This is a genomic window from Aequorivita sp. KMM 9714 (assembly GCF_011065475.1).
GTDB lineage: Bacteria > Bacteroidota > Bacteroidia > Flavobacteriales > Flavobacteriaceae > Aequorivita > Aequorivita sinensis.
The window spans coordinates 142,739-165,517 of the sequence record NZ_JAAGRO010000002.1 but is presented as its reverse complement, the minus strand read 5'-3'; the positions used below and the strand labels follow the sequence as shown (position 1 = coordinate 165,517).

Annotated in this window: 19 protein-coding genes; 13 read left to right on the top strand and 6 right to left on the bottom strand. The window is 33.9% G+C overall.

What is annotated here, in order from left to right:
* Positions 1–17 precede the first annotated feature (17 nt).
* The 5 genes from G3A46_RS06935 (at position 18) to G3A46_RS06915 (ending at position 5,563) form a co-directional block, all read left to right on the top strand.
* Complete coding sequence (locus tag G3A46_RS06935) at positions 18–1,055, top strand: pyridoxal-phosphate dependent enzyme (protein WP_165148019.1); 1,038 nt, start codon at positions 18–20, stop codon at positions 1,053–1,055.
* 180 nt (positions 1,056–1,235) lie between these two features.
* Complete coding sequence (locus G3A46_RS06930) at positions 1,236–2,498, top strand: aminotransferase class I/II-fold pyridoxal phosphate-dependent enzyme (RefSeq protein WP_165148016.1); 1,263 nt, start codon at positions 1,236–1,238, stop codon at positions 2,496–2,498.
* A 97-nt stretch (positions 2,499–2,595) separates the two neighbouring features.
* Positions 2,596–3,273 carry a DUF2461 domain-containing protein gene (locus tag G3A46_RS06925; RefSeq protein WP_165148013.1) on the top strand — a complete coding sequence of 226 codons (678 nt, stop codon included), beginning with the start codon at positions 2,596–2,598 and terminating at the stop codon, positions 3,271–3,273.
* Between the two features lie 336 nt (positions 3,274–3,609).
* Complete coding sequence (locus tag G3A46_RS06920; RefSeq protein ID WP_165148010.1) at positions 3,610–4,359, top strand: carbonic anhydrase family protein; 750 nt, start codon at positions 3,610–3,612, stop codon at positions 4,357–4,359.
* Positions 4,360–4,507: 148 nt separating this feature from the next.
* Positions 4,508–5,563 carry an NAD(P)-dependent alcohol dehydrogenase gene (locus G3A46_RS06915; RefSeq protein ID WP_165148007.1) on the top strand — a complete coding sequence of 352 codons (1,056 nt, stop codon included), beginning with the start codon at positions 4,508–4,510 and terminating at the stop codon, positions 5,561–5,563.
* Positions 5,564–5,643: 80 nt separating this feature from the next.
* Here G3A46_RS06915 and G3A46_RS06910 read toward each other — a convergent pair whose 3' ends face one another.
* Together G3A46_RS06910 and G3A46_RS06905 are read right to left on the bottom strand one after the other, a co-directional pair.
* Positions 5,644–6,045 (bottom strand): VOC family protein, encoded by a 402-nt coding sequence (locus G3A46_RS06910; protein ID WP_165148004.1) that lies wholly within the window; start codon positions 6,043–6,045, stop codon positions 5,644–5,646.
* Positions 6,046–6,087: 42 nt separating this feature from the next.
* Positions 6,088–6,249: a DUF1328 family protein gene (locus G3A46_RS06905; protein WP_139854751.1), complete on the bottom strand. Its 162-nt coding sequence runs from the start codon at positions 6,247–6,249 to the stop codon at positions 6,088–6,090.
* A 327-nt stretch (positions 6,250–6,576) separates the two neighbouring features.
* On the opposite strand from G3A46_RS06905, the gene sbcD reads away from it, so the two are divergent.
* Positions 6,577–7,779: an exonuclease subunit SbcD gene (gene sbcD / locus G3A46_RS06900; RefSeq protein ID WP_165148001.1), complete on the top strand. Its 1,203-nt coding sequence runs from the start codon at positions 6,577–6,579 to the stop codon at positions 7,777–7,779.
* Positions 7,780–7,782: 3 nt separating this feature from the next.
* Entirely contained in the window at positions 7,783–10,818 is a 3,036-nt protein-coding gene (locus G3A46_RS06895; RefSeq protein WP_165147998.1) for an AAA family ATPase, read from the top strand.
* A 125-nt stretch (positions 10,819–10,943) separates the two neighbouring features.
* Here G3A46_RS06895 and G3A46_RS06890 read toward each other — a convergent pair whose 3' ends face one another.
* The 3 genes from G3A46_RS06890 to G3A46_RS06880 form a co-directional block, all read right to left on the bottom strand.
* Positions 10,944–12,674 carry a serine/threonine-protein kinase gene (locus G3A46_RS06890; protein ID WP_165147995.1) on the bottom strand — a complete coding sequence of 577 codons (1,731 nt, stop codon included), beginning with the start codon at positions 12,672–12,674 and terminating at the stop codon, positions 10,944–10,946.
* Entirely contained in the window at positions 12,671–13,531 is an 861-nt protein-coding gene (locus tag G3A46_RS06885; RefSeq protein ID WP_165147992.1) for a protein phosphatase 2C domain-containing protein, read from the bottom strand. Before G3A46_RS06885 ends, G3A46_RS06890 begins: the two co-directional genes overlap by 4 nt.
* A gap of 100 nt (positions 13,532–13,631) precedes the next feature.
* Positions 13,632–15,305, bottom strand: coding sequence for a trypsin-like peptidase domain-containing protein (locus tag G3A46_RS06880; RefSeq protein WP_165147989.1), 1,674 nt, complete (start codon positions 15,303–15,305; stop codon positions 13,632–13,634).
* A 516-nt stretch (positions 15,306–15,821) separates the two neighbouring features.
* Here G3A46_RS06880 and G3A46_RS06875 point away from each other — a divergent pair.
* Together G3A46_RS06875 and G3A46_RS06870 are read left to right on the top strand one after the other, a co-directional pair.
* The gene (locus tag G3A46_RS06875; protein WP_165147986.1) at positions 15,822–16,196 is read left to right on the top strand and encodes a cupin domain-containing protein; all 375 of its coding nucleotides are present in this window, start codon (positions 15,822–15,824) and stop codon (positions 16,194–16,196) included.
* A 182-nt stretch (positions 16,197–16,378) separates the two neighbouring features.
* Positions 16,379–16,999: a class I SAM-dependent methyltransferase gene (locus G3A46_RS06870; RefSeq protein ID WP_165147983.1), complete on the top strand. Its 621-nt coding sequence runs from the start codon at positions 16,379–16,381 to the stop codon at positions 16,997–16,999.
* A gap of 54 nt (positions 17,000–17,053) precedes the next feature.
* Here the strand turns inward: G3A46_RS06870 and G3A46_RS06865 are convergent, their stop codons facing one another.
* Positions 17,054–17,575: a YetF domain-containing protein gene (locus tag G3A46_RS06865; RefSeq protein ID WP_165147980.1), complete on the bottom strand. Its 522-nt coding sequence runs from the start codon at positions 17,573–17,575 to the stop codon at positions 17,054–17,056.
* A 216-nt stretch (positions 17,576–17,791) separates the two neighbouring features.
* Between G3A46_RS06865 and G3A46_RS06860 the strand changes: the two genes are divergently transcribed.
* From G3A46_RS06860 to G3A46_RS06845, 4 genes are all read left to right on the top strand, one after another.
* On the top strand, positions 17,792–18,295 hold the full coding sequence (locus G3A46_RS06860) for a DUF1648 domain-containing protein (RefSeq protein WP_165147977.1): 504 nt from the start codon (positions 17,792–17,794) through the stop codon (positions 18,293–18,295).
* 258 nt (positions 18,296–18,553) lie between these two features.
* Positions 18,554–19,105, top strand: coding sequence for a hypothetical protein (locus tag G3A46_RS06855; protein ID WP_165147974.1), 552 nt, complete (start codon positions 18,554–18,556; stop codon positions 19,103–19,105).
* A gap of 150 nt (positions 19,106–19,255) precedes the next feature.
* Positions 19,256–21,253 carry a heavy metal translocating P-type ATPase gene (locus G3A46_RS06850; RefSeq protein WP_165147971.1) on the top strand — a complete coding sequence of 666 codons (1,998 nt, stop codon included), beginning with the start codon at positions 19,256–19,258 and terminating at the stop codon, positions 21,251–21,253.
* 276 nt (positions 21,254–21,529) lie between these two features.
* Positions 21,530–22,690, top strand: coding sequence for an alanine--glyoxylate aminotransferase family protein (locus G3A46_RS06845; RefSeq protein WP_165147968.1), 1,161 nt, complete (start codon positions 21,530–21,532; stop codon positions 22,688–22,690).
* The last annotated feature ends 89 nt before the right edge of the window (positions 22,691–22,779 follow it).

Sequence of the window (22,779 nt, the reverse complement as noted above, 5' to 3'; positions counted from 1 at the left end):
TAACGAACATCCTTTTTATGAAAGAAGAAATAAAAGCTTACGATAATGTGTTAGATTTAATAGGTAACACACCATTAATAAAGCTTAAAAAAATTACCCACAATATGAAGGGTAATTATTTCGCGAAAGTTGAAGCGTTCAATCCGGGACATTCTAGCAAAGATAGAATTGCACTACATATAATAGAGGAAGCAGAAAGGCAAGGAATACTTAAACCAGGTGACACTATTATTGAAACTACTAGTGGTAACACAGGGTTTAGCTTGGCTATGGTGAGCATCATTAAGGGATACAAGTGTATCTTGGCTGTGAGTTCAAAGTCATCTGCCGATAAAATTGATATGCTTAAAACAATGGGTGCTAAGGTTTATGTTTGCCCAGCAAATGTAAGTGCAGACGACCCGCGATCATATTACGAAGTTGCCAAAAGATTACATAATGAAACTGAAGGTTCTGTATATATCAATCAATATTTTAATAAGTTAAATATTGAGGCGCATTATAAAACTACTGGCCCAGAAATCTGGGAGCAGACAGCAGGAAAAATCACTCATTTGGTTGCTTGTAGCGGTACAGGTGGAACAATTTCTGGAACAGCAAAGTTTTTAAAAGAACAAAACCCAGAAATTAAAGTTATAGGTATTGATGCTTATGGCTCTGTGTTACAGAAATACCACGAAACTAGAGAATTTGATTCGAATGAAATTTATCCATATCGTATTGAAGGATTAGGTAAAAACTTAATTCCTACAGCTACAGATTTTGATAAAATTGATAAATTTGAAAAAGTAACCGATGAAAGCAGTGCGCATACGGCACGTGAACTAGCTAAAACTGAAGGTCTATTTGTTGGATATACAAGTGGAGCAGCAATGCAAGGCTTAAAACAATTAGACGAAGAAGGTGAATTTAACGAGGATAGTAATATTGTAGTTATCTTCCCTGATCACGGTTCAAGATATATGAGTAAAATTTATAACGACGACTGGATGAATCAGCAAGGATTCTTTGATACAGAGTCTGAATTAATTGAACAAATAGAATACGTAAAATAATACGTGAAATTAAAATTAATCTCCCCTAATTTCTATAAATAAACCTTTAAAAGTCCCAAATGCGATTCGTATTTGGGATTTTTTATATCCTTTATTCTCAATACTGAAAATCTCCGGTCTAAATCTTAGAATCTTATTATAATTTAATTAATTTTGTCCCGCATTTTAACAGAAATTTTGATGAGAGATCTATTCGATAAAATCTATAAAGATAAAGGTCCGTTGGGAAAATGGGCTGATCAAGCAGAAGGCTATTTCGTATTCCCAAAATTAGAAGGTCCAATCTCTAATAGAATGAAATTTAAGGGCAAAGATGTAATCACTTGGAGTATTAATGATTACTTAGGTCTTGCCAACCATCCAGAAGTGAGAAAAGTAGATGCTGAAGCAGCTGCTAGATGGGGTTCCGCATACCCAATGGGAGCAAGGATGATGAGTGGTCATACCGATCTTCACGAACAACTACAAAGAGAACTTGCTGAGTTTGTAAATAAAGAAGCTGCGTACTTATTAAACTTTGGTTACCAAGGAATGGTTTCTACCATTGACGCATTAGTGTCTAAGGACGACGTAATTGTTTACGACGTGGATGCTCACGCTTGTATTATTGACGGAGTTCGTCTTCATTTAGGACAGCGTTTTACTTACAAGCACAACGATATGGAAAGTATCGAAAAGAATTTACAACGTGCTACAAAGGTTGCTGAAAAGACCGGAGGAGGAATTCTTCTTATATCTGAAGGTGTATTCGGTATGCGTGGTGAGCAAGGTAGATTAAAAGAAATTATCGCGCTTAAAGAAAAGTATAACTTCCGCTTTTTCGTAGACGATGCTCACGGTTTCGGAACCTTAGGTAAAACTGGAGCTGGAGCAGGTGAGGAGCAAGGAGTTCAAGACGGAATAGATGTTTACTTTGCAACTTTTGCAAAATCTATGGCTAGTACTGGTGCTTTTATCGCAGGTGATCAAGAAATAATCAATTACTTAAAGTATAACCTTCGTTCGCAGATGTTTGCTAAATCATTGCAAATGGTTCTTGTAGAAGGAGCTTTAAAGCGTTTAGATATGCTACGTTCTATGCCGGAGCTAAAACAAAAGCTATGGGAGAATGTAAACGCATTACAAGGTGGTCTTCGTGAAAGAGGATTTGATCTTGGAACAACGCAAAGCTGTGTAACTCCAGTATATTTAAAAGGAAGTATTCCAGAAGCGATGGCTTTAGTAAAAGACTTACGCGAAAACTACGGAATTTTCTGTTCTATTGTTGTGTATCCTGTAATTCCTAAAGGATTAATTCTTTTAAGAATGATTCCTACGGCATCACATACAATGGAAGATATTAATGAAACTTTAGAAGCTTTCTCTTCAATTCGCGAGCGTTTGGAGAATGGAACTTACAAAAGACTTTCTGCTGCTGTAGCTGAAGCTATGGGTGAGAAATAATAAGTGTTATTTTAGTTATATATTTATGAAAAATCCACCCCTAGGGGTGGATTTTCTATTTTACACGAGTACCTTTATCTTTTAAATATTTTTACTGATGAATTCAACGATCCCAAAATCTGCATTTGAATTTCTTTTGAAGCTAAAAGAAAACAACAACCGCGAATGGATGCAGAAAAATAAAAAGGAATATTTAGCAAATGAAAAGCTATTAAAAGAATTTTATTCTGCAGTAGAGAACGACTTGAATGTAACCGACGAGATTGCAAAAGTAAAAGTGTTCAGAATAAATCGCGACGTTCGGTTTAGTAATAACAAAACCCCTTATAATATTCATCGCAGTGTTAGCTTTAGTAGAGCAGGAGCTCATAGAAGAGGTGGCTACTATTTAAGGCTAGAACCAGGCAATAGTTATATGGCTGGAGGATTCTTTTCTCCCGAGAAAGAGGATTTACTTAGAATTAGAAAGGAATTTGAATTAGATTCTCAGGAAATTCGTGAAATACTAGCCGAGAAAGAATTTAAAAAGGCATTTGGTGATTTCAATCTAGAAAATGCAGTTAAAACAGATCCAAAAGGTTTTAATAAAGATGATGAAAATATAGATTTAATCAGGCTTAAAAGCTTTTTCGTTACGCATAGATTTACTGATGAAGAAGTTTTTGCTAAAGACTTTAAAGATAAACTCCTTAATCACTATTTACTACTTCGTCCATTCTTTGATTATATGAGTGATGTTTTAACCACAGATTTAAATGGCGAATCAATAATATAGTTAGCAGCCATTTGTTGATAACATAACTACTCATTTCTCAGTTTTTTTTTCCTACCACCTTCCCTTTTTAAGGTTTTAATTACTTTTTATAAGTACCTGAATGCTATAATCTTCAATTGTAACATATTTATTGAAGTGAACTTTAAAAATCTTCTACGTGTTACTACGTATTTTCTACTTGTATGATTCCATTTTTCATAATATTGTTCGTTATTGTTAATGATTTACTTTATTTTTATAGGAATATCCCTTCATATTTATAAAATGTTCAAAAAACAACATTTATTTAGTCGTTTTCTGTATCGATTAATTAGATAACCCAAAAGTCAAATTATTATGAGTGTAACATTTAGAATTTCTGTATTAGCATTTATTTTTATGGCTTTTACATGTTGTAAACAAGAGAAAAAAACAAATGAACTAGTTGCTCATTTAGAAGCTGAAGAACCTTCAGTAGAGTTGGTAGGTGATGTAATGAGTAAAGCAAAACAAGATATTTTAACACCAGATGTAATAATAAATTCTCTTATGGATGGTAATGAAAGGTTTGTGAACAATGAACTTACCGCTAGAGATTATTCTAAACAAGTTAAAAACAGTGCCGGGGGCCAATATCCAGAAGCTGTGATTCTATCGTGTTTGGATAGTAGAATTCCGGTAGAAGAAATATTTGATAGAGGTATAGGCGATCTTTTTGTGGCTCGTGTAGCTGGGAATTTTGTTAATGAAGATATGTTGGGTAGTTTGGAGTTTGCGTGTAAAGTGTCAGGTTCAAAATTAATTGTTGTATTAGGTCATAACCATTGTGGCGCCATTCGAGCGGCTGTAGATAATGTAAAACTTGGAAACATAACATCTATGTTAGAGAAAATTCAACCAGCTGTGGATAATGTGGATTATGATGGTGATAAGACCTCTGCTAATGCCGAGTATGTTGCTAAAGTTTGTGAAAGTAATATCAACAATACTATCGATAACATTAAAAAAAACAGCTCAATTCTAAAAGAAATGGAAGACGCTGGCGAAATAAAAATTATTGGCGCTATTTATAACATTGAAAATGGGAAAGTAGATTGGCTAGATTAGTTCATACATTTACTGCCCTTACTGTCATCCTTGGTTACATTATTAACACCCCCTTAACCCAAAATTCAAGTTTCTGTAGGTACTTTTACACTTGTTACGGCTAACTATCAGTTGGCGTATTATTCTTCATTTAAAATCTAAATATATAATGACATTAGTAACAAAAGCTTTCGGTGTAAAGGAAGAAAATAAACCATTAGAACCTCTTGAAATACAGCGTAGGCTAGTAGGTGATAGCGATGTTAAGGTAAATATTACTTACTGTGGGGTTTGCCATAGTGATATACATACGGCGAGAAATGAATGGGGTGGATCAAAATATCCCGTAGTTCCAGGTCACGAAATAATAGGTCGCGTTTCTGCTGTAGGGAAAAACGTAAAGAAATTTAAAGTTGGAGATTTGGTAGGAGTAGGATGTATGGTAGATTCTTGCCAAGAATGCAATCAATGTAAAAATGATTTAGAACAATTCTGCGAAAAAGGGGCTACATACACATACAATAGTGAGGATAAACATATTAAAGGTCAAAGAACTTTTGGGGGTTATTCTAATGAGATAGTTGTGGACAAGGAATTTGTTTTAAATATTCCTGAAAATATAGATCCTGCAGCTGCTGCGCCACTTTTATGTGCTGGAATCACTACTTGGTCGCCTTTAAAGCACTGGGATGTTAAAAAAGGGGATAAGGTAGGAGTAATTGGTTTGGGTGGCTTAGGACACATGGGGGTTAAGTTTGCGAATGCATTAGGCGCTCATGTGGTGATGATAACTACTTCACCATCTAAAATTGAAGACGCAAAGAAACTTGGTGCTCACGAGGTGCTAATTAGTAAAGATGCTGAAGCAATGAAATCGCAAAGGCAATCATTTGACTTTATTCTTAACACTATTCCTGTTGGACATAAAATGGATCCGTATATTTCATTGTTAAAGAATGACGCTACAATGGTTTTGGTTGGTGCAATTGAGCCCTTAGAACCTTTCCACGGAGGAGCGCTTATTAGAGGAAGAAAACGAATTTCAGGATCATTGATTGGTGGAATTAAAGAAACCCAAGAAATGCTCGATTTTTGTGGAGAGCATAATATTGTTTCAGATATTGAAATGATTGATATAAAAGATATAAATGAAGCTTATGATCGTGTTGTTAAGGCAGATGTAAAATATCGTTTTGTAATTGATATGGCTTCATTAAAAGGATAAAATCTATATTAAAGTATTACTTTAAGTAAAAAACCCTAACTTATTAAAGTTAGGGTTTTTTTAATTTAAAATTTAGTTGATTAATCTTTATAGTTTATCATCCAACTAATTCCATATTTATCTGTACATCTTCCATACTGAGCACCCCAAGAAGTTTCTTGGAATGAAGTATGTACTCTTCCGCCTTTAGATAATTGATCGAATGCCGATTCTGCCGATTCTGCTGAATCCATATCAACTCCTAGATGTATATTAGTACCATCGGTGAGTGGAGTGTCTGGTGCTGCATCGTATCCTAGAATCGTAAAGTTTTTCCCACGAAGTTCTGCGTGTTGCCACTTGGAACGATAATTTCCTGGAATGTCGATTTCTTTATCTTCATAGGTTTCAGTATTCTTAATTTCGCCACCAAAAATATCTTTATAGAAATTAAATGCTTCTTGGCAACTGCCTCTAAAGGCTAAGTAGGCTTCAATTCTCATAGCTTTATTTTTTAGATTATTAGTAAAAACTTTACTCCCGAATTATTTTTTAAATAATCTGGATAATAGCGATAATACTAATAGCACTAGAAAAATATAGAAAATAATTTGAGCAATATCAGTTGCTCCTTCAGCAATTCCACCGAATCCAAAGATTGCAGCTATAATTGCAATAACTAGAAAAATAATAATCCATCGTAACATAAGTTGTAGTTTTTGAGTTAGTATTCATCTAATTTATAATAGATTATCAATTATCAAAACTTTTTAATTGTAGTTTAACAAGAAATGTTAATGGTAGTTTGACGATTTATCAAAATAATAGCCAATAAATTATCAATTTAAAACATTCAACTATGTTAATACTGAACTGTCCTTAATAGTAATTTTAGGAAAATTCTTTCTTCATTTTTAATTGTAGAATAGTATTTATTCTAAAACGATTTTTTAACATTTAAAGATGAAATCGATTTCTTTAAATTCTACTTTTTAAAAATCATATCTTTGGATATTTCACAATAATAAATTGGCATGAAAATTCTTCACACTTCCGATTGGCATATCGGAAAACAACTACTTAAATATGATTTAACTGCAGATTTAGACCTGTTTTTTGAATGGTTAATAAATTATATTAAATCTGAAGATATAGATGTGTTATTGGTTTCAGGTGATGTTTTCGACCAAGCTAATCCTTCACAAGCAGCGTTTAAACAGTACTATGATTTACTAAAGAAGTTAATCAGCCTAGACTGTAAAATAATTATTACAGGAGGTAATCACGATTCCTCAGCAGTTTTAAACGCTCCAGCCGAATTACTAAAGGCATTCGATATTACAGTTGTTGGCGGTGCTACAGAAAGGGTAGAGGACATGTTTGTAACCGTAGAAAAGAACAACGAAAAAGTTGTAGTAGCTGCCATTCCTTTTTTAAAAGATAGAGATATTCGAAAGTCGGCTGCAGGGGAAAGCTATGCCACTAAAATCGAACAGATAAAATCTGGGCTAAGAGTATATTTTTCTAATGTCAATAATTTTTACCAACAAAACCATTCTGATGAATTGTTTATTGTAATGGGCCATTTATATGTACAAGGAAGTGAACTTTCGGAAAGTGAACGCGATATTCAAATAGGAAATCAAGCAGGTGTAGAGGCAAATATGTTTGGAGAAACACCCGATTATGTCGCATTAGGACATATTCATAAGCCGCAGGTAATTTCTCGCGAACAAAACATTTATTACTGTGGTTCTCCCGTACCGCTAAGTTTTTCTGAAAAGGAAGATCGCAAGCAGATTAACGTGATTACTGTAGTAAATAATGAGATAGAAAACGTTGAAATTGTCCCTATTCCGAAACACAGAAACCTTGTAACTTTTGAAGGTAGTGTGCAGGAGGTGGAAGAAAAACTAAATGCCTACTCTGAAAAAACCACCTTAACTTCATTAGCCGAAATTATCGTAAACGAAGAGGTTGAAAGTTTAGAAAGGCGTCAAGCTTTTGAGGTACTTATCAATTCTCAGTTTAATTCGAATATAGAAGTTGTAAAATCCCGTTTAAATTTCAGAAACAAAATTAGAGGTGCTAGTGATGCCTTTGAAGTAGGAACAGACGTTGCCGATGTAACGCCAATGCAGATGTTTGAAAAGAAACTTGAATTACAAAGTGGTTTGGAAAACACGGAAGAATTAAAGAATGCTTTCCGTGAAATTTTAGAAGAATTGAATCTATAGGCTATGAAAATTCTAAAAATACGATTTGAAAATATACATTCCCTCAAAGGGGAGCACGAAATTAACTTTGGGGAGGGGATATTAGCAGACGCTGGACTTTTTGCTATTACCGGACCTACAGGGTCTGGAAAATCAACATTATTAGATGTAATAACTTTGGCCCTTTATAATCGAATTGCTCGAGTTGATAAAAATGTGAGTAATTCTATTTTGGAAGACGATGGGGGGATTATGACTCGAAATATGAAGAGTTGCTATGCCGAAGTTGAATATCGAGTAAATGGGAAGGAGTATCGCAGCCATTGGTCTATAGAACGCAATAGAAACAATAATTTAAATGCCCGAAAACAGGAATTGGTAGAGGTTGCTACGGGACATATTCTAGAGTCAGGCACTAAAACCCCTGAAAAAAACAATATTATTATAGGTTTAAGTTACGAGCAGTTTGTAAAAGCTATGGTATTATCGCAAGGGGAGTTTAGTAAATTGCTTCAAGCTCCGCGTAATGAGCGAAACAAGCTGTTGGAAGATATAACTGGAGCCAAATCCTATCGTGAAATTGGAAAAGCTGTTTATTTCCGGTATAAGTCAGTTGAAAAAAAGATTGAACTTAAAAAAGCTGGCCTTGAAGGAATTGAATTATTAAGTCCCGAAGTTATTGCAGAAAAGAAAAATGAATTAAAATCATTAATTAAAACTAAACCCGAAATTGAGAAGGCTTACCAAGTTGCAGCAGAAAAAATAAAAACTAGGCAAGAACTTCAAAATAAGCAAAAAGAACAAAAACAACTTGAAGTCGATAAATCCGAACTTAAAAAGGATGTTGAAATTTTTAAGCCTTTTAAAGTTGAATTAGAGAATCACGAGAAACTATCTAAATACGCAATTAATTTAAGAGAGTTTGATTTAATCGTTAAAGAAGAAAATCAGCTTAAAGAATATATAGAAAGACTACAGAAATCTAAAGAAGAAGCAGAGTCGTTACAGAAAACTTATTTGCATAAAGTATCAGAACTGATTTTTGAAGCAGTTGATGTAGAAAATGCTAATAGTAAACTGGAAGCGTTCCGAGGAAAAATTGCTGCCTTACAAAATGAAGAAGAAAAGAAAAATGGAGAAGCCAATCTCTATAAAAGTCAGCTGAACAACTACGTTCGTAATATAAAACAATTAGGTTTCTCACTTTCAAATGCAGATAATCCTGAGCAGTTTAAGCCACAGTTTATTGCTTTTGAAAAATCTATAAATGAAAGCATTGATAATTCAGGAGTTGGAAGTATAGAAGAGTTAAATAACACCTTAGAAACTGCTCGACATAATCACGAGAAAGCTGGAGAATTCCTCACTAAAAAAGAACAGTTACTAAAAGTTCAGACTAATATCAAAGGTCAGAATGACAAACTTAAATCGATAAAGGAAAAATTAGAGCATGACAGCAATGCTATAACTTCTCAAGAAAAAGATGTAATTGATTTAAAAAAGGATGTTGAAATTTTAGAGAAAAAATTAGAGCAACAGCGCAAACATCAAAATTTAGAGGAATACCGTCAACAATTGAACCCAGAGGAACCTTGTCCACTTTGTGGCTCCATACACCACCCATACGCGTCTGAGGAGCCGTACTTTGACGCCAAGGAAGAACTACTAAAGCAAAAGAAGGATTCACTTAAAACCAAATCTGATTTATTAATTGCTTTAAACGAAAAGAATAAATATCATTTAAAGGAAATCACAAATGTCACCAATGATATAGAAGTTCTGAAGAAGGAAGAAGCAACCAATTTGAAAGTGCTTTCAAATCTCGCAGAAGATTTGGATTGGAGTTATAAGGACAATCTTGAAATTCTTCAAAGCAAACGAATGGCATTAGCTAAAACCATTAAGCAAATGGAAGCATCGAAAAATGCTTTTCAGGCAGCTGAAGTTTTAAAGGATATTGGAACGATTTTTAATCAATGGGAAACAGCTTTAAAACAATATTTAAATTTAAATAAAGAGCGAAGTTCACTCTATAAAGGGCAGGATATCAATAAAGAATCCAATACTTTATCAACTCAACTCACGCAAGCTGTTTCAAACATTTCGGCAATTGCTAAACAGCTTCAGGAAAATAATGACAAAATAAAAAACACAACTTCAGAGAAATCTAAGAGAGAAGCAGATTTAAAACAAATACTTGTAAAGGAAGACTTAGAAAATCTCGAAGTAATGCGAAAGTCAATTATACAAGAAGATCGGGCTAACAAGATTAGAAAAAGAGAAAATGAGCTTAAAGAACGCCACACAAGTATTTCTGTAAAAGAAAGTGAGTTGGTAAAAAGGATAAAAGAATTGACTGATAAAGATGATACTAAACTTTCATTCGAAGCTTTAAATTCCTTGTTTGAAGAGTCTAAAAATCATTGGGATACACTTTCTGTTAGTATTGGGAAGTTAACCCAAAGCTTGGAAGACGACGAAAATAACAAGAAGCGTCAGCAAAAAGTAATTGACGAATTAAACCTTTTAAAGAAAGATTTGGCTCTTTGGAAATCTATGAACGATTTAATTGGGGATGCAACTGGAAACAAGTTCTCAAATTTTGTTCAGGATCTCACTTTAGAGCAGCTTATAGGTTTTGCCAATAAGCGCCTTTCAGATTTTAGTGATCGTTATTTACTAGATATCCCAACACCTGAAGAAGCAGAAAAAAGTGATACGCTTAAGGTTTTTGATAAGTATATGGGGAACGCTCGTCGTTCTGTTCGCACTTTATCAGGAGGAGAAACCTTCTTGGTGAGCTTGGCAATGGCCTTTGCTTTGTCTGATATAGCTGCTAGAAACGTAAAAATTGAATCCTTGTTTATAGACGAAGGTTTTGGAACTTTAGATCCTGAAACCTTAGATCAAGCCATTACGATTCTTGAGAAAATGCAAAATGAAGGCGATAAGTCGGTTGGAGTGATTTCACACGTAAGTGCCTTAAAAGAACGGATAACAACCCAAATTAAATTGGAGAAGGGGAGTTTGGGGTATTCTATTTTAGAGGTGGTGCAGTAATGGTAACAACCCCACTTTTTAAAGAATGAGCTTAAAAAACAAACAAAGCCCAAATGTTTTAAACGCCAATAATATGCATTGGAATTGGTAACGACATAGCCATAAAGATTGTGCTTTTAATTTATCTATTGCACTCTGCCACCTCTTAATTTTGCTTCAAATGTTTCACCAGTTTTATATTTCACAGGAATCCCAGGTGCATCGGCATATAAACGATAGCGTCTAGATTTTAGTTTAACTTTACTACCATCAACGGCTTCTACATATTGAATTACAAAACCAATCAAAGCTTTTTTTCTACTATGTGACGATTCAACAACATCGACAATCTTTCCTGTAACTTCGGCTCCTTTTTTAATAATTACTCTATTTTCGGCAACAACATCTTCGTTGCATATAAGTCGGATTTGTTTTCCATCTCGCTCTTTTTCTTCCGAACTTAAATCTTCTTTTAAGGTAATACTAATAATTTTTCCTGCCGGAACATCAACGGGAGTGCTTGGAATTACTGGTTTTTCAACCTTGCCTTCTTTCTTCTCTGTTTTTTCAGATATAATTGATGGTTTTGCTTCACTCTTTTTTTTTGGCAGATTTGATGGTTTACGAATCGTTGGTTGGCTAATGTCTTTTTTAATTTCTTCCTTAGCTTCAGGAATGACTTCTGTATTTTTAATAATACGCTTGTACATATCATTCGGTGATTCTTCAAATTCACTAGAAGCTTGGTTTAATACTACTTCTTGAGGGCTGTCCTCAGGTTCTGTCCAGGTTACTTCAGACGCCTCAGGAGTTTCTTCTGCAATTATTTCCTTATCTGTTCCACCACCCCAAATCAATAAAATCGCACAAAATAAAACAGAGACTCCTAGTAATAATAATGACTTGTTTACTTTGGTTGCCTTTGGCACTTTAAACCTTCCTGAGATGGATTTTGCACGAGCTAAAATATTATTTACAGATATTATTTCACTTCCTTTTTGAGGTTCAGTAAAAACCTGAGATGCTTGTAGCACTTCGGTAAGTGTAGATTGATCTAAAAGAGAGGAACCAAGATTTTTTTCAATGGCAAATTTCATTTCCAATGCCGATTTGTATCTGTTATTAGGCTTGCGTTGAAGTGCTTTAAAAATTATCTTTTCAAAGGAGACAGGGACTGTAGGATTAAATTGTATTATGGATTCAGCTTGTTTTTCTAACTTATCTTTCATCAATCGATAATCGGTGTCACTTTGGAACGGTGTACTACCGCTTAACATTTCATATAAAATATTACCTACAGCATAAACGTCAATACGTTCATCTCCCTCGTGGCCTTGAATTTGTTCTGGAGCCATATACTCTAGGGTTCCTACAGACTTACCGTGACTTGTAATTCGTTGGGCATTACGGATTCTAGCAATTCCAAAATCCATAATTTTAACTTCTCCATCTTCATTAATCATCACATTAGCAGGTTTTATATCTCGGTGAATAATTCCCTTGCGATGTGCGTGTTCTAAACCATCAAGAATTTGCACCGCAATACTAGCCGCGAGTTGATGTGTGATTTTTTGATGAATTTTCAACCAATCTTCGAGGGTTTTTCCCTCAACATATTCCATAATCATCCAATAGGTATCTTCCTTTGGAATAAATGAATAGAGGTGAGTAATATTAGGGTGATTTAGTTTTGCTAACGCTAGCGCTTCGGCTTGAAATCGTTCACCTAAACTTTCATCCTCTGAACCTCCATCGCGATGAAGCTGCTTAATGGCAACTAATCTTTGAATCATAGTATCTCTTGCGAGATAAACAACACCCATTCCGCCTTCACCAAGCTTTTGAATAACCTCATATTGACTACCTAGTATGCTCATAATATTACATTTTGTTCTTTAGTTTTTGAAGGATTGGTTCGATTTATTGAAGAGATCTCTATGAGCAATGCGGAAAAATTATCTGAAACATTTCTAGATATGGCAGTACAACAGAGACATTCCAACACAAACTCTGCTTGGCTCATTGAAAGTAAATCTTTAATGTCACCATCACTAAATACATCTGTTACTCCATCAGAGCACATAAAAATCCGATCACCTTCCAATACTTTCCAGCCATTGGATGTAATTTGAGGTTGTATATTTGTTGTAGTTCCTAAGGCCTGCAATAGAACATTTTTCATTGGATGATTATCCCGTTCTTGTTTTGTAATATCGCCATCTTCAAACATCTGGTTAACTAGTGTGTGGTCTTTACTTATTTGTGTTAAGCTTCCATTTCGCAAAAGATAAATACGACTATCACCAATATGGCCGATATAACAAACATTACGCTGTATTATCACTGAAGTAGCAGTAGTACCCATTCCTTGTTGTTCTGGATTCCCTTCGCCAGTTTCAACTATTTCTTTATGTGCATTTTTAAATGCTTTTTGCAACAATTTTTCTGGAGAATATTTCTCCCAATATTTTAAACAATATTCGAGCAATATATCACACGCCATCTTGCTAGCAACTTCACCTGCATTATGTCCGCCCATACCATCTGCTACTATAGCAATTAGGTTTTTTTGGTTGTTTTCTGGAAAAGAATATGCAATGGAGTCTTCGTTGTGGTCGCGTACAGGACCAGTTTCTGAAACAGTATAGACATTGCAAAAACTTCCACTATTTCTACTGTTTTTTACAGTGGAATTAGCAACCTTATTTTTATTATTTGAAAAGAAAAACCTCATAATTATTTTTGTTAATTGCCAGTTACTTGCTTTCACCATATTAAAATAGAATTAGTGGAAAGGTGAAAGTAAGTACCAAATACTTGTCGTTTTAATGAAGTTATTTAATAACCTGCTGACGGCCCATTAACTCCATTACATATTTAATCGGAACTGAAAAACTAATAGCATTTCCTCTTCCATCTGTTGTTCCGGCGCTATAAACACCCACTACACGTCCTTTATCATCAAACATAGGTCCTCCGCTATTTCCTCCTCCTGTAGAGTTGATAGTAAGTTGGTAATAGTCACCTAAGGAAGACCGATAATCATCAATTTTTTCATTTCTTTCACTTCCACGAACCATTCTTCCTACATTTCCTGTACTAATAGTGGGAACTGGTACGGTTGAAATATTTGGATTGGAATTAAAATAATCTTGTGAGCGATTAAGCACTAATTGGTTAGGTGCAAGCCCTGGATATCCCATAACAATTGCAGGGTCACCGGGTTGAATTTCATTATAATTATCATAAAGTTCTACTTTAGGTAAAGATTCAGGTAAGTCAATTTTAATCATAGCGATGTCGTGAGTAGAGGAAATTCGGACAATCTGTGCTGGTGTTCTTTGTGAATTATTGGCAAATGTTACATCCAAATAAGTATTTACCCCAGTGTATTTTTTATCATTCCCAGGAACCCAGCTACCTACCATTTCTCTTGTTACTTGTTTATCCCAAGAAGGTGCGAATTGTCCGTTTTTATCTGTCTCCATTAGTACTCCCGGGAAAGCGTATTCTTGAAATTGGAACCTTGTAAGCCAACTAGTAGCTACGTGTCTATTTGTTGCAATAAACCCGCGTTCGTCTATAACAAAGCCACTGCCCATACCTGAACTCGCAATGATGTCAAGTTCTATGCCTTGAGTATTGCCAAATCCTTTTAAATAGTCACCTTTTGTAACTAATAAAGGCTCGATTTGTCCTTGTTGATTTTGAAAATATGCACCTCTGTGTCCAATAATTTGTTTATCCTTTATAACAGGATAATAAACGTGATACATTTCTTCACTAGATTCAGTATTTGTAAGTTTCCAAGCAAATTCTATATAAACTACTTTTTCATTATTTGCTTTGGCAATTTCGGTAGGAGTGAAGGTGGTTTTTGGTTCTCTTACATGAACAATTTCCTTAACGCTCTGTTTTTGATATAATAAATAACCTCCAGTTGAAACTAACAGTAAAATAGCAGTTAATGTGATTAGAAGGCCGGTCTTATTTTTCTTTTCAGATTCGCGAATCATATGCTGCATAGTATTTTTTCCAATACCATCTTTTTTCGGCTGTTTTTTTTCTGAAGTAGCTTTTGGCAAATTAGTAGCAGTATGAACTTTGGTTTCTTTTGCTACGCTTGGGTCTATAACTCGAGTGCTTTTTATATGTAGTTTTGGACGAGGATCAAGGTCGAATTCAAATGAAGGGCCTTCTTTTCCAAGCTTTATAATATCCCCAGCAAATATTTCGGTCTTTTTTGTAATGAGAACTTCATTTACAAATGTTCCATTCTTACTCTGACTATCAGAAATGAAGAAACGTTCAGGATTTTCACTGTCTTGAGATATATGGCAGTGATTTCGACTAATAGTATCTTCCTTAACAGGATCAAAGCTTACATCGTTATCTAATCCTCGTCCTATTTTAACTTCTAGATTTTTGGAAATAGTGAAGCTTTCTACTTGTCCTTTCTTAGAGCCTGCAATGTGACGTATTAAAAGAAAATTGGCTTGATTATTCATAGTGATCGAATTTATTGGTTAAAAATTGGTTCAAACTGAAAATGGTATTCAATAATTATCCATTACAACCAACTATCGAAAAACTATAAAAAGGTCATCATTTATAAAGTCTAAATCGTTTTAGAAAGTATATTCATACCAACATTGTCAATTTTTGAGAACTAAAAAAGATGTATGAAAATCAATATGGAAGTGTAATTTCGAATCGAATTTATAAGCTGTAAAATTTAAATAAACTAGTCTGATCAGGTAAATTCAACTTTTAAATAAAATTGAATTTATAAGGAATATTCAAGGTAAATATCTGAATAACAGTAATTTTCAAGCTAAAAGTTTATAGAAAAACAAAATAAATTCAATATATTTGAAATAAGCAAATTGCTTTTTCTCCTTTCCTAGTGTAAAATTCCTCAACAAGTTAGTGCTAATATTATAGAGAATTAATTCGCTGTGATGCTACAATTTTGTCTGTAGTACTCAAGTGATTAAAAATATTAATCCAATAAACGAATAGCTATGAAAATCAACAAAAAGAATATTCCTGTAACAATGGAAGGACCAGGTACTGTAATGAGAACAATAGAAAACTTAGGAGGAATGTCCGTTTGTTTTAACGAGTTACCTAAAGGAACGGATTTTACACCTTTACTTAATGGTTTGGATAATAATAGCTGTCATTGTCCGCATTGGGGTTATGTGTTAAGTGGTAGATTACTCGTAAAATACGACGATGGAAAGGAAGAAATTCTTTCGGAGGGTGATGTTTATTATTTACCAAATGGACATACTGCAATTGTTCAAGAAGATTTAAAGGTAATTGAATTTAGTCCTTCAAAAGAATTTGATGAAGTAATGACCCACGTTGGAAAGAAAATGGCTGAATTAAGTTAATAGGTTTGATGACTTATTTATTAGATAATTGAAGACATCGGTCACATTAAGCTTAAGGTATGCTTCAGATTGCTATGTGTCTAATTTCTTTCTATAGTGTGTGAAAATATTTGTGTAAATTGTTGAATTTGGAATTCATCCGTTGAATCTCGCAAGATTTAGTTAATTATAAAATTTGCTAAATGGAATGCACACTTTGTAATACCACACTACACAATAAGGTAGATGAATTTTATTTCATTTGTGATTGTTGTGGCGCCTATGTTAAGCATAAAAAGTATTATTTAAATAGTGAAGAAGAGAAGGAGCGTTATAAAGAACACAATAACGATATAGATAATCCTGGTTACCAAAAATTTACTTCGCCAATTACAAATGCTATTTTAGAGAATCAAAGTCCAGAGGAACTTGGCTTAGACTACGGCTGCGGAACAGGCCCCGTAATCTCAAAACAACTTATTGATAATGGGTATAAGGTAATCCTTCACGACCCGTACTTTAATCCTAATGAAGATTTCGTCAATTATAGTTATGACTACATTTTTAGTTGTGAAGTTTTCGAACATTTTTACAATCCTAAGCGAGAAATTGAAATGCTTTTAAAAATATTAAAACCAGGCGGACGACTTTATATAATGACACATTTGTATAATTTGGATATAGACTTCACAAATTGGTATTACCGAAATGATCCCACACACGTTTTTATATATACTTCTAAAACTATTGAATATATAACCGATAAATACAATTTGGCTATAGAAAAACTTACAGATAGAGTCATTATAATTTCAAGAAAATAAATTAAGATTCATGATAATCGGTTTTATTTTCAAGCAATAATTTATCGTGTGAATTTATTTCATCACATCTTTTAAAAGCCAAGACTCAACTTCCTGTGATTCTTTATCGGTATGTAACACAGCTATATCTCCTGTAGTTTCAAATATTACAGCTCGCACTTGAGATAATTCCAGCACATTTGCTTCGCGAAGTTTTGCTCGTAAATCTCCCTCTGTTACTCTAGCCTTTGCTAAATTTTTATGAAGTATATTAGAACCATCCATTAGCAGTAAAGGAGTGTTGTCTATAGTTTTGGCAAAAAACTCAAATCTCCGAAAATAAGCTGCCGTTAATTGTAATATATAAACTACTAATAGTCCTAAAACTCCTTCAGAAATAGAAATACTAGAAGTAAGAATTGTAGAAGCAATTAAAGAACCTATGGCTACTGTCATTGCAAAATCAAAACTTGACATTTTACTAAAACTCCGCTTTCCAAAAACTCTAGTATAAATGATAACAGCTACATAAACTGCTATCGCACTAATTACAATACTAGTAACTTCGGAATTAGATATACTAAACAACTTTTCCATATTATTTCTTTTAATTATTGAAAGCAATTTCTATAAAGTTAAATTTAATTTACTCCATAAAATGTTATTTTAGTAATAAATTAGTAAGAAGGTAAGTAATAACTGTAAAATCAAATTGTGTTTAAAACTATAATTCTAGCTATTCTTAAAAGCTTTATAATCACATATCAAATACAGGTAATCAAAGTTTTCGTTTTTAAAAATTGAATTAATTAAATGACGCGTCCAAAAATTAAAATCGAGAAAACTACAATTGATAAGTCTATTGAAGTTTTTACATTTCTGCTAATTATAGGGTCAGCAATTTTAATAGGATACTTTTATAATCAACTACCAGAAAAGATTCCTATTCACTTTAATTGGCCATCAAAAGATGAAAATGGATTTGGAGCAAAAAATTTGCTTTGGACGAGCCCGATAATTTGTGGTATTATCACAATCGCAGTATTTAAACTCAATAAATATCCTTGGATTTTTAATTATCCCACTGAAATTGATGATGAAAATGCTAGGTATAACTATAAGCAAGCAACACTACTGCTTCGGATTGTAGCATTATTGATAGGTCTTTTATGTTTTTCTATAACTTTAACGTCAATATTAGACGGGCTTGAAATAGAAAACAACCTTGACACATATCTTGCACCTATATTCCCAATATTATTAATTGGAATTCCAATTCTTTTCGTGATTAGAATATTAATTGTCAACAAGAAATAAAAAATTGATTCGATTTTCTCAACGAATAACTCGCAAATTATCGTAGAGAGTTTAATTAGAAGATTGATTAATTTTTAAAGAGACGGAGTATATCTTTTATTCTCATTCCTTTCATATTTAAAATCAATCTATTTAGTAGATTTCTAGATGCTTAAAATTTGATTATATTTCAAAAAGATGTAATTTGAACTTAGAGTAATTTCTAAGTGAAATAGATTACTAAAATCATTTTGATAACAATAAATAAAACTTCTTTAAATGAAACATTTACTTTTAATTGGATTGAGTTTATCTTTATTAGCATGTAATCAGCAAGCAGATAATACAAAAGATTTGGAAGAGCGTATAAACAAGTTAGAAAGTAAACTTGCAGACGCTTATAAACCAGGTTTTGGAGATTTTATGGGTTCTATACAAACACATCACGCTAAATTGTGGTTTGCAGGACAAAATGAAAACTGGGATCTCGCCGATTTTGAAATTCACGAATTAGAGGAAGCTATTGAAGACATTCAAAAATATCAAGCTGGTCGTAAAGAAAGTGAAATGATAGGAATGTTAAATGCACCTTTAGAAAACATTGAAAAAGCTATTGATGAAAAGGATTCAGAAGCTTTTAAAAGAAATTTTATCTCACTTACAAATACGTGTAACAAATGCCATATAGCAGTGGGATTTGAATTTAACGTTGTGAAACTTCCTGAAACTTCTCCTTTCAGTAATCAGGATTTTAGACCAATAAATTCTGAAGATAATTATTATCTCGAGGAACATACAACTTCAAAAACTAATTCAGAAACACAAGACTAATTTCTTTCTTAAGAGAAACAGCAATAGCTTGATAAAACTAAAGTTTTATCATTTGTATTCGTATAATCAATAGTCATTATACTTTTTTACAGCTTAAGGAAATTTTAAAAGTACATTTAAGTTTATAAAAACGAGGAAATCAAAAATAATATGAAAGATGCCAGTAAGGATTCACATCAGGAAAATAGTGAGCACGTTCATTCTAACCTCAATTTTTTAGGAGAAAACACCGAACTCTATTTCGCAATAATCAGTGGAGTATTTTGGATTACAGGGATCATCTTATCATTTATCTCTAGCGTTTCTGAATCCATTGTAACTCCGATTTTTATTATCGGAGCTATATTTGGTGGAGTTTTCACTTTCTCTTCTGCTATTAGTGGTCTTTTAAAAGGAAAGTTTGAAATTGATTTCTTGATGCTTTTTGCAGCTATTGGTGCTGCTGCATTGGGAAAGTGGAGCGAGAGTGCCTTATTGCTATTCCTGTTTAGTTTAGGACACGCTCTAGAACATTACGCCATGAAAAGAGCGCGAAAGTCTATTTCTGCTCTTTCAGATTTAGCGCCTCCAACCGCACTTGTAAAACAAAATGGTGAACTGAAAGAAGTCCACATTGAAGAGCTTAAGGTTGGAGACATAATTGTGGTAAAACCAAACTCAACTATCGCAGCTGATGGAGTAGTAGCAAAAGGAACCAGTGCAGTAAATCAGGCTTCAATTACAGGAGAAAGTATGCCAATTACCAAACTCCCAAGCGATAGCTGGAAAGATGACATCGAAATTAAAAACTTATTGCCTGAACATCGAGTTTTCGCAGGTACAATTAACGGAAGTGGAGCACTAGAAATTAAAGTTCTTAAGGAGTCCAAAGACAGTACACTTTCGCGATTAATTTATTTGGTGAAAGAGGCCGAAACTCAAAAATCGCCTACACAACATCTCACAGATAATTTTGAAAAATACTATGTGCCTTCGGTATTAATTTTAGTTATTCTTTTATTATTTGCTTTTGTTGTAATAGACGAAACTTTCGAGCAGAGTTTTTACAGAGCAATGTCAGTTTTAATTGCAGCTTCACCGTGTGCCTTGGCTATTTCAACACCAAGCGCTGTATTAGCTGGAATTGCGAGAGCAGCTAGGCAAGGAGTATTAATTAAAGGTGGTCGTCCTCTTGAAGACTTAGGTGGAGTTAGTGCAATTGCATTTGATAAAACAGGAACCCTAACCGAAGGTAGGCCTAAACTAACACACGCTATTCCTTTTGGAAATATAAGTAGAGAACAGTTATTAAAAGTTTCTGTGGCTGTAGAAGCACTTAGTGATCATCCATTAGCGGCAGCTATAGTTGATGGAGGAAATAAAGAATTAGGAGATATTGATATTCCGAAAGCTGAAAATTTAAAAGCCTTAACCGCAAGAGGAATTCAAGCCGATTGGAATGGTGGTCTTGTTCATATTGGTAACCGAAGACTATTTGAAGAATTAACCGGAAAGGCAGTACCTGAGGAAATAGACCAAAAAATGGCTGAGCTTGAATTAGAAGGAAATACAGCAATGATTGTTCATCAAGGGAATGAGTACTTAGGTGTTATTGCGGCCATGGACGTGGCCCGCCCTGAAGCGATTTCAACCTTAACAGCTTTAAAAGGAATAGGTATTAAGCGAATGGTTATGCTTACGGGCGATAATCAAAAAGTAGCTAATGCAGTTGCAAAAATTATAGGAATAACCGATCCGATGGGAAGTTTACTTCCTGAAGATAAAGTAACAGCAATAGAAAAACTTAAGAAAGAAGAAAGTGGAGGTGTGGCAATGGTTGGAGATGGTGTGAATGACGCCCCTGCAATGGCAAAAAGTACAGTAGGAATTGCCATGGGAGCAGCAGGGTCTGATGTAGCTTTAGAAACCGCAGATATAGCACTAATGGCGGATAAACTAGATAATCTTCCCTTTGCAATTGGCTTAAGTAGAAAAGCAAAAAGCATCATTAAACAAAACTTAATAATCAGTTTGGGAATGGTGGTTATATTAGTTCCATTAACAATTATGGGAACCATAGCCATTGGACCGGCAGTTGTCTTCCACGAAGGATCAACTTTGGTAGTTGTATTAAATGCCCTGAGATTATTGCGGTATGAGTTGAAATAGATTTTCAGAACCCTATGCTTACATTATTATTTGAAGAGGAAAAGAATATGTTCATTCTATTGATTTATACTAACGAAATCTAATAGAGTTTCTTTTGAAGTTGCTGTGATTAATGGTTTATTTCGGATTTTCATTCTGAATCCAAAATCGTACATCGTAAATCAAGAAATTCTATGTTATTTCCTTCAGGGTTTATAAGGTTAATAATTACTTAACGGTATATCTCATCTTGTAAATTATCCTATATTAATTACAGGAAAAAATTAAATTAATTATATGAATTCAAGGAAGTTATTAATGATTCCGGGGCCAATAGAGTTTGAAAATGAAGTTTTACAATCTATGGCTATTCCTACACTTAGTCATATTGATCCTGATTTTATAGCTGTTTTTGCAAACAGTTTAAAGTTATTAAAAGATGTTTGTCAGTGTCCTTCTGGACAAGGATTTATTGTAGCTGGAACAGGGACACTTGCTATGGATATGGCGGCAGCCAATTTAGTTGAAGCTGGCGATAAAGTGCTAGTGGTTTCTACAGGATACTTTGGACTTCGATATGCTGAAATTTTAAAACGCTACGGAGCCGATGTAGATGTTCTTGAATCCGAGGTGGGCCAAATTGTCCCTATAGATGATATTGAGAAGCAACTAAAATCTAATAACTACAAAATTCTGGCATTTACTCACGTCGATACTTCCACTGCGGTATTAAACGATGCTAAAAGCATAGGAGCATTAGGAAAAAAATACAATGTATTGACAATTCTCGATGGAGTTTGCTCGGTAGCGGGTGAGGAAATTAAGCAAGAAGAATGGGGAATAGATGTTGTTGTAACCGCATCTCAAAAAGCAGTAGGAGTTCCTCCTGGACTTGCCTTAGTAGTTGCATCTCAAAATGCTATCAAAACTTTTGAAAATCGTAAAAGTCTAGTTTCAAACTATTATTCCGATTGGACAAACTGGTTACCCATAATGCAAGCTTACGAAAACAGGCAGGCCTCATATTTTGGGACGCCTCCGGTAAACCTTATCATTGCTTTAGAAAAAAGTTTAAAGTTAATTTTAAACGAGGGATTAGAAAATCGTTTTAATCGTCATAAACGAGCAGGAAAAGCTATGCGTGAAGCTATTAAAGCTTTAGGTTTGGATTTGTTGTCTAAAAATGATGAAACAGCAGCAAACACATTAACAGCTCCATTATATCCAAAGAAAATTGATGCTAAAGCATTTTTACAAGGAGTGGGTGATAATGGTATAGTATTAGCAGGAGGTCTATTGCCAGAATTAAAAAACACTTACTTTAGAATTGGCCATATGGGCTCAGTAAATAAAGCAGATTTACTCGCAACTATAGGCGCTATTGAAACTGCTTTAAAGCGAAATGGTTATAAACACGAATCAGGTATTGGTGCTGCCCAAGTATTAAAGCACTTCTAATAATTGGATATACTTTTGGCAGATACTTCTTGTAATGATTTATTAGTTGAACCGACATAAAGTCATTTATTAGAATCTATTGCTTTATT

Bases quoted from the DNA above. Each gene is read 5' to 3' on its own strand.
- G3A46_RS06925 (WP_165148013.1), top strand. From the start codon at position 2,596: ATGAATTCAACGATCCCAAAATCTGCATTTGAATTTCTTTTGAAGCTA.
- G3A46_RS06870 (WP_165147983.1), top strand. From the start codon at position 16,379: ATGGAATGCACACTTTGTAATACCACACTACACAATAAGGTAGATGAA.
- G3A46_RS06920 (WP_165148010.1), top strand. From the start codon at position 3,610: ATGAGTGTAACATTTAGAATTTCTGTATTAGCATTTATTTTTATGGCT.
- G3A46_RS06895 (WP_165147998.1), top strand. From the start codon at position 7,783: ATGAAAATTCTAAAAATACGATTTGAAAATATACATTCCCTCAAAGGG.
- G3A46_RS06890 (WP_165147995.1), bottom strand. From the start codon at position 12,674: ATGAGCATACTAGGTAGTCAATATGAGGTTATTCAAAAGCTTGGTGAA.
- G3A46_RS06915 (WP_165148007.1), top strand. From the start codon at position 4,508: ATGACATTAGTAACAAAAGCTTTCGGTGTAAAGGAAGAAAATAAACCA.
- sbcD (WP_165148001.1), top strand. From the start codon at position 6,577: ATGAAAATTCTTCACACTTCCGATTGGCATATCGGAAAACAACTACTT.
- G3A46_RS06860 (WP_165147977.1), top strand. From the start codon at position 17,792: ATGACGCGTCCAAAAATTAAAATCGAGAAAACTACAATTGATAAGTCT.
- G3A46_RS06875 (WP_165147986.1), top strand. From the start codon at position 15,822: ATGAAAATCAACAAAAAGAATATTCCTGTAACAATGGAAGGACCAGGT.
- G3A46_RS06910 (WP_165148004.1), bottom strand. From the start codon at position 6,045: ATGAGAATTGAAGCCTACTTAGCCTTTAGAGGCAGTTGCCAAGAAGCA.
- G3A46_RS06855 (WP_165147974.1), top strand. From the start codon at position 18,554: ATGAAACATTTACTTTTAATTGGATTGAGTTTATCTTTATTAGCATGT.
- G3A46_RS06845 (WP_165147968.1), top strand. From the start codon at position 21,530: ATGAATTCAAGGAAGTTATTAATGATTCCGGGGCCAATAGAGTTTGAA.
- G3A46_RS06880 (WP_165147989.1), bottom strand. From the start codon at position 15,305: ATGAATAATCAAGCCAATTTTCTTTTAATACGTCACATTGCAGGCTCT.
- G3A46_RS06850 (WP_165147971.1), top strand. From the start codon at position 19,256: ATGAAAGATGCCAGTAAGGATTCACATCAGGAAAATAGTGAGCACGTT.
- G3A46_RS06865 (WP_165147980.1), bottom strand. From the start codon at position 17,575: ATGGAAAAGTTGTTTAGTATATCTAATTCCGAAGTTACTAGTATTGTA.
- G3A46_RS06930 (WP_165148016.1), top strand. From the start codon at position 1,236: ATGAGAGATCTATTCGATAAAATCTATAAAGATAAAGGTCCGTTGGGA.
- G3A46_RS06905 (WP_139854751.1), bottom strand. From the start codon at position 6,249: ATGTTACGATGGATTATTATTTTTCTAGTTATTGCAATTATAGCTGCA.
- G3A46_RS06935 (WP_165148019.1), top strand. From the start codon at position 18: ATGAAAGAAGAAATAAAAGCTTACGATAATGTGTTAGATTTAATAGGT.
- G3A46_RS06885 (WP_165147992.1), bottom strand. From the start codon at position 13,531: ATGAGGTTTTTCTTTTCAAATAATAAAAATAAGGTTGCTAATTCCACT.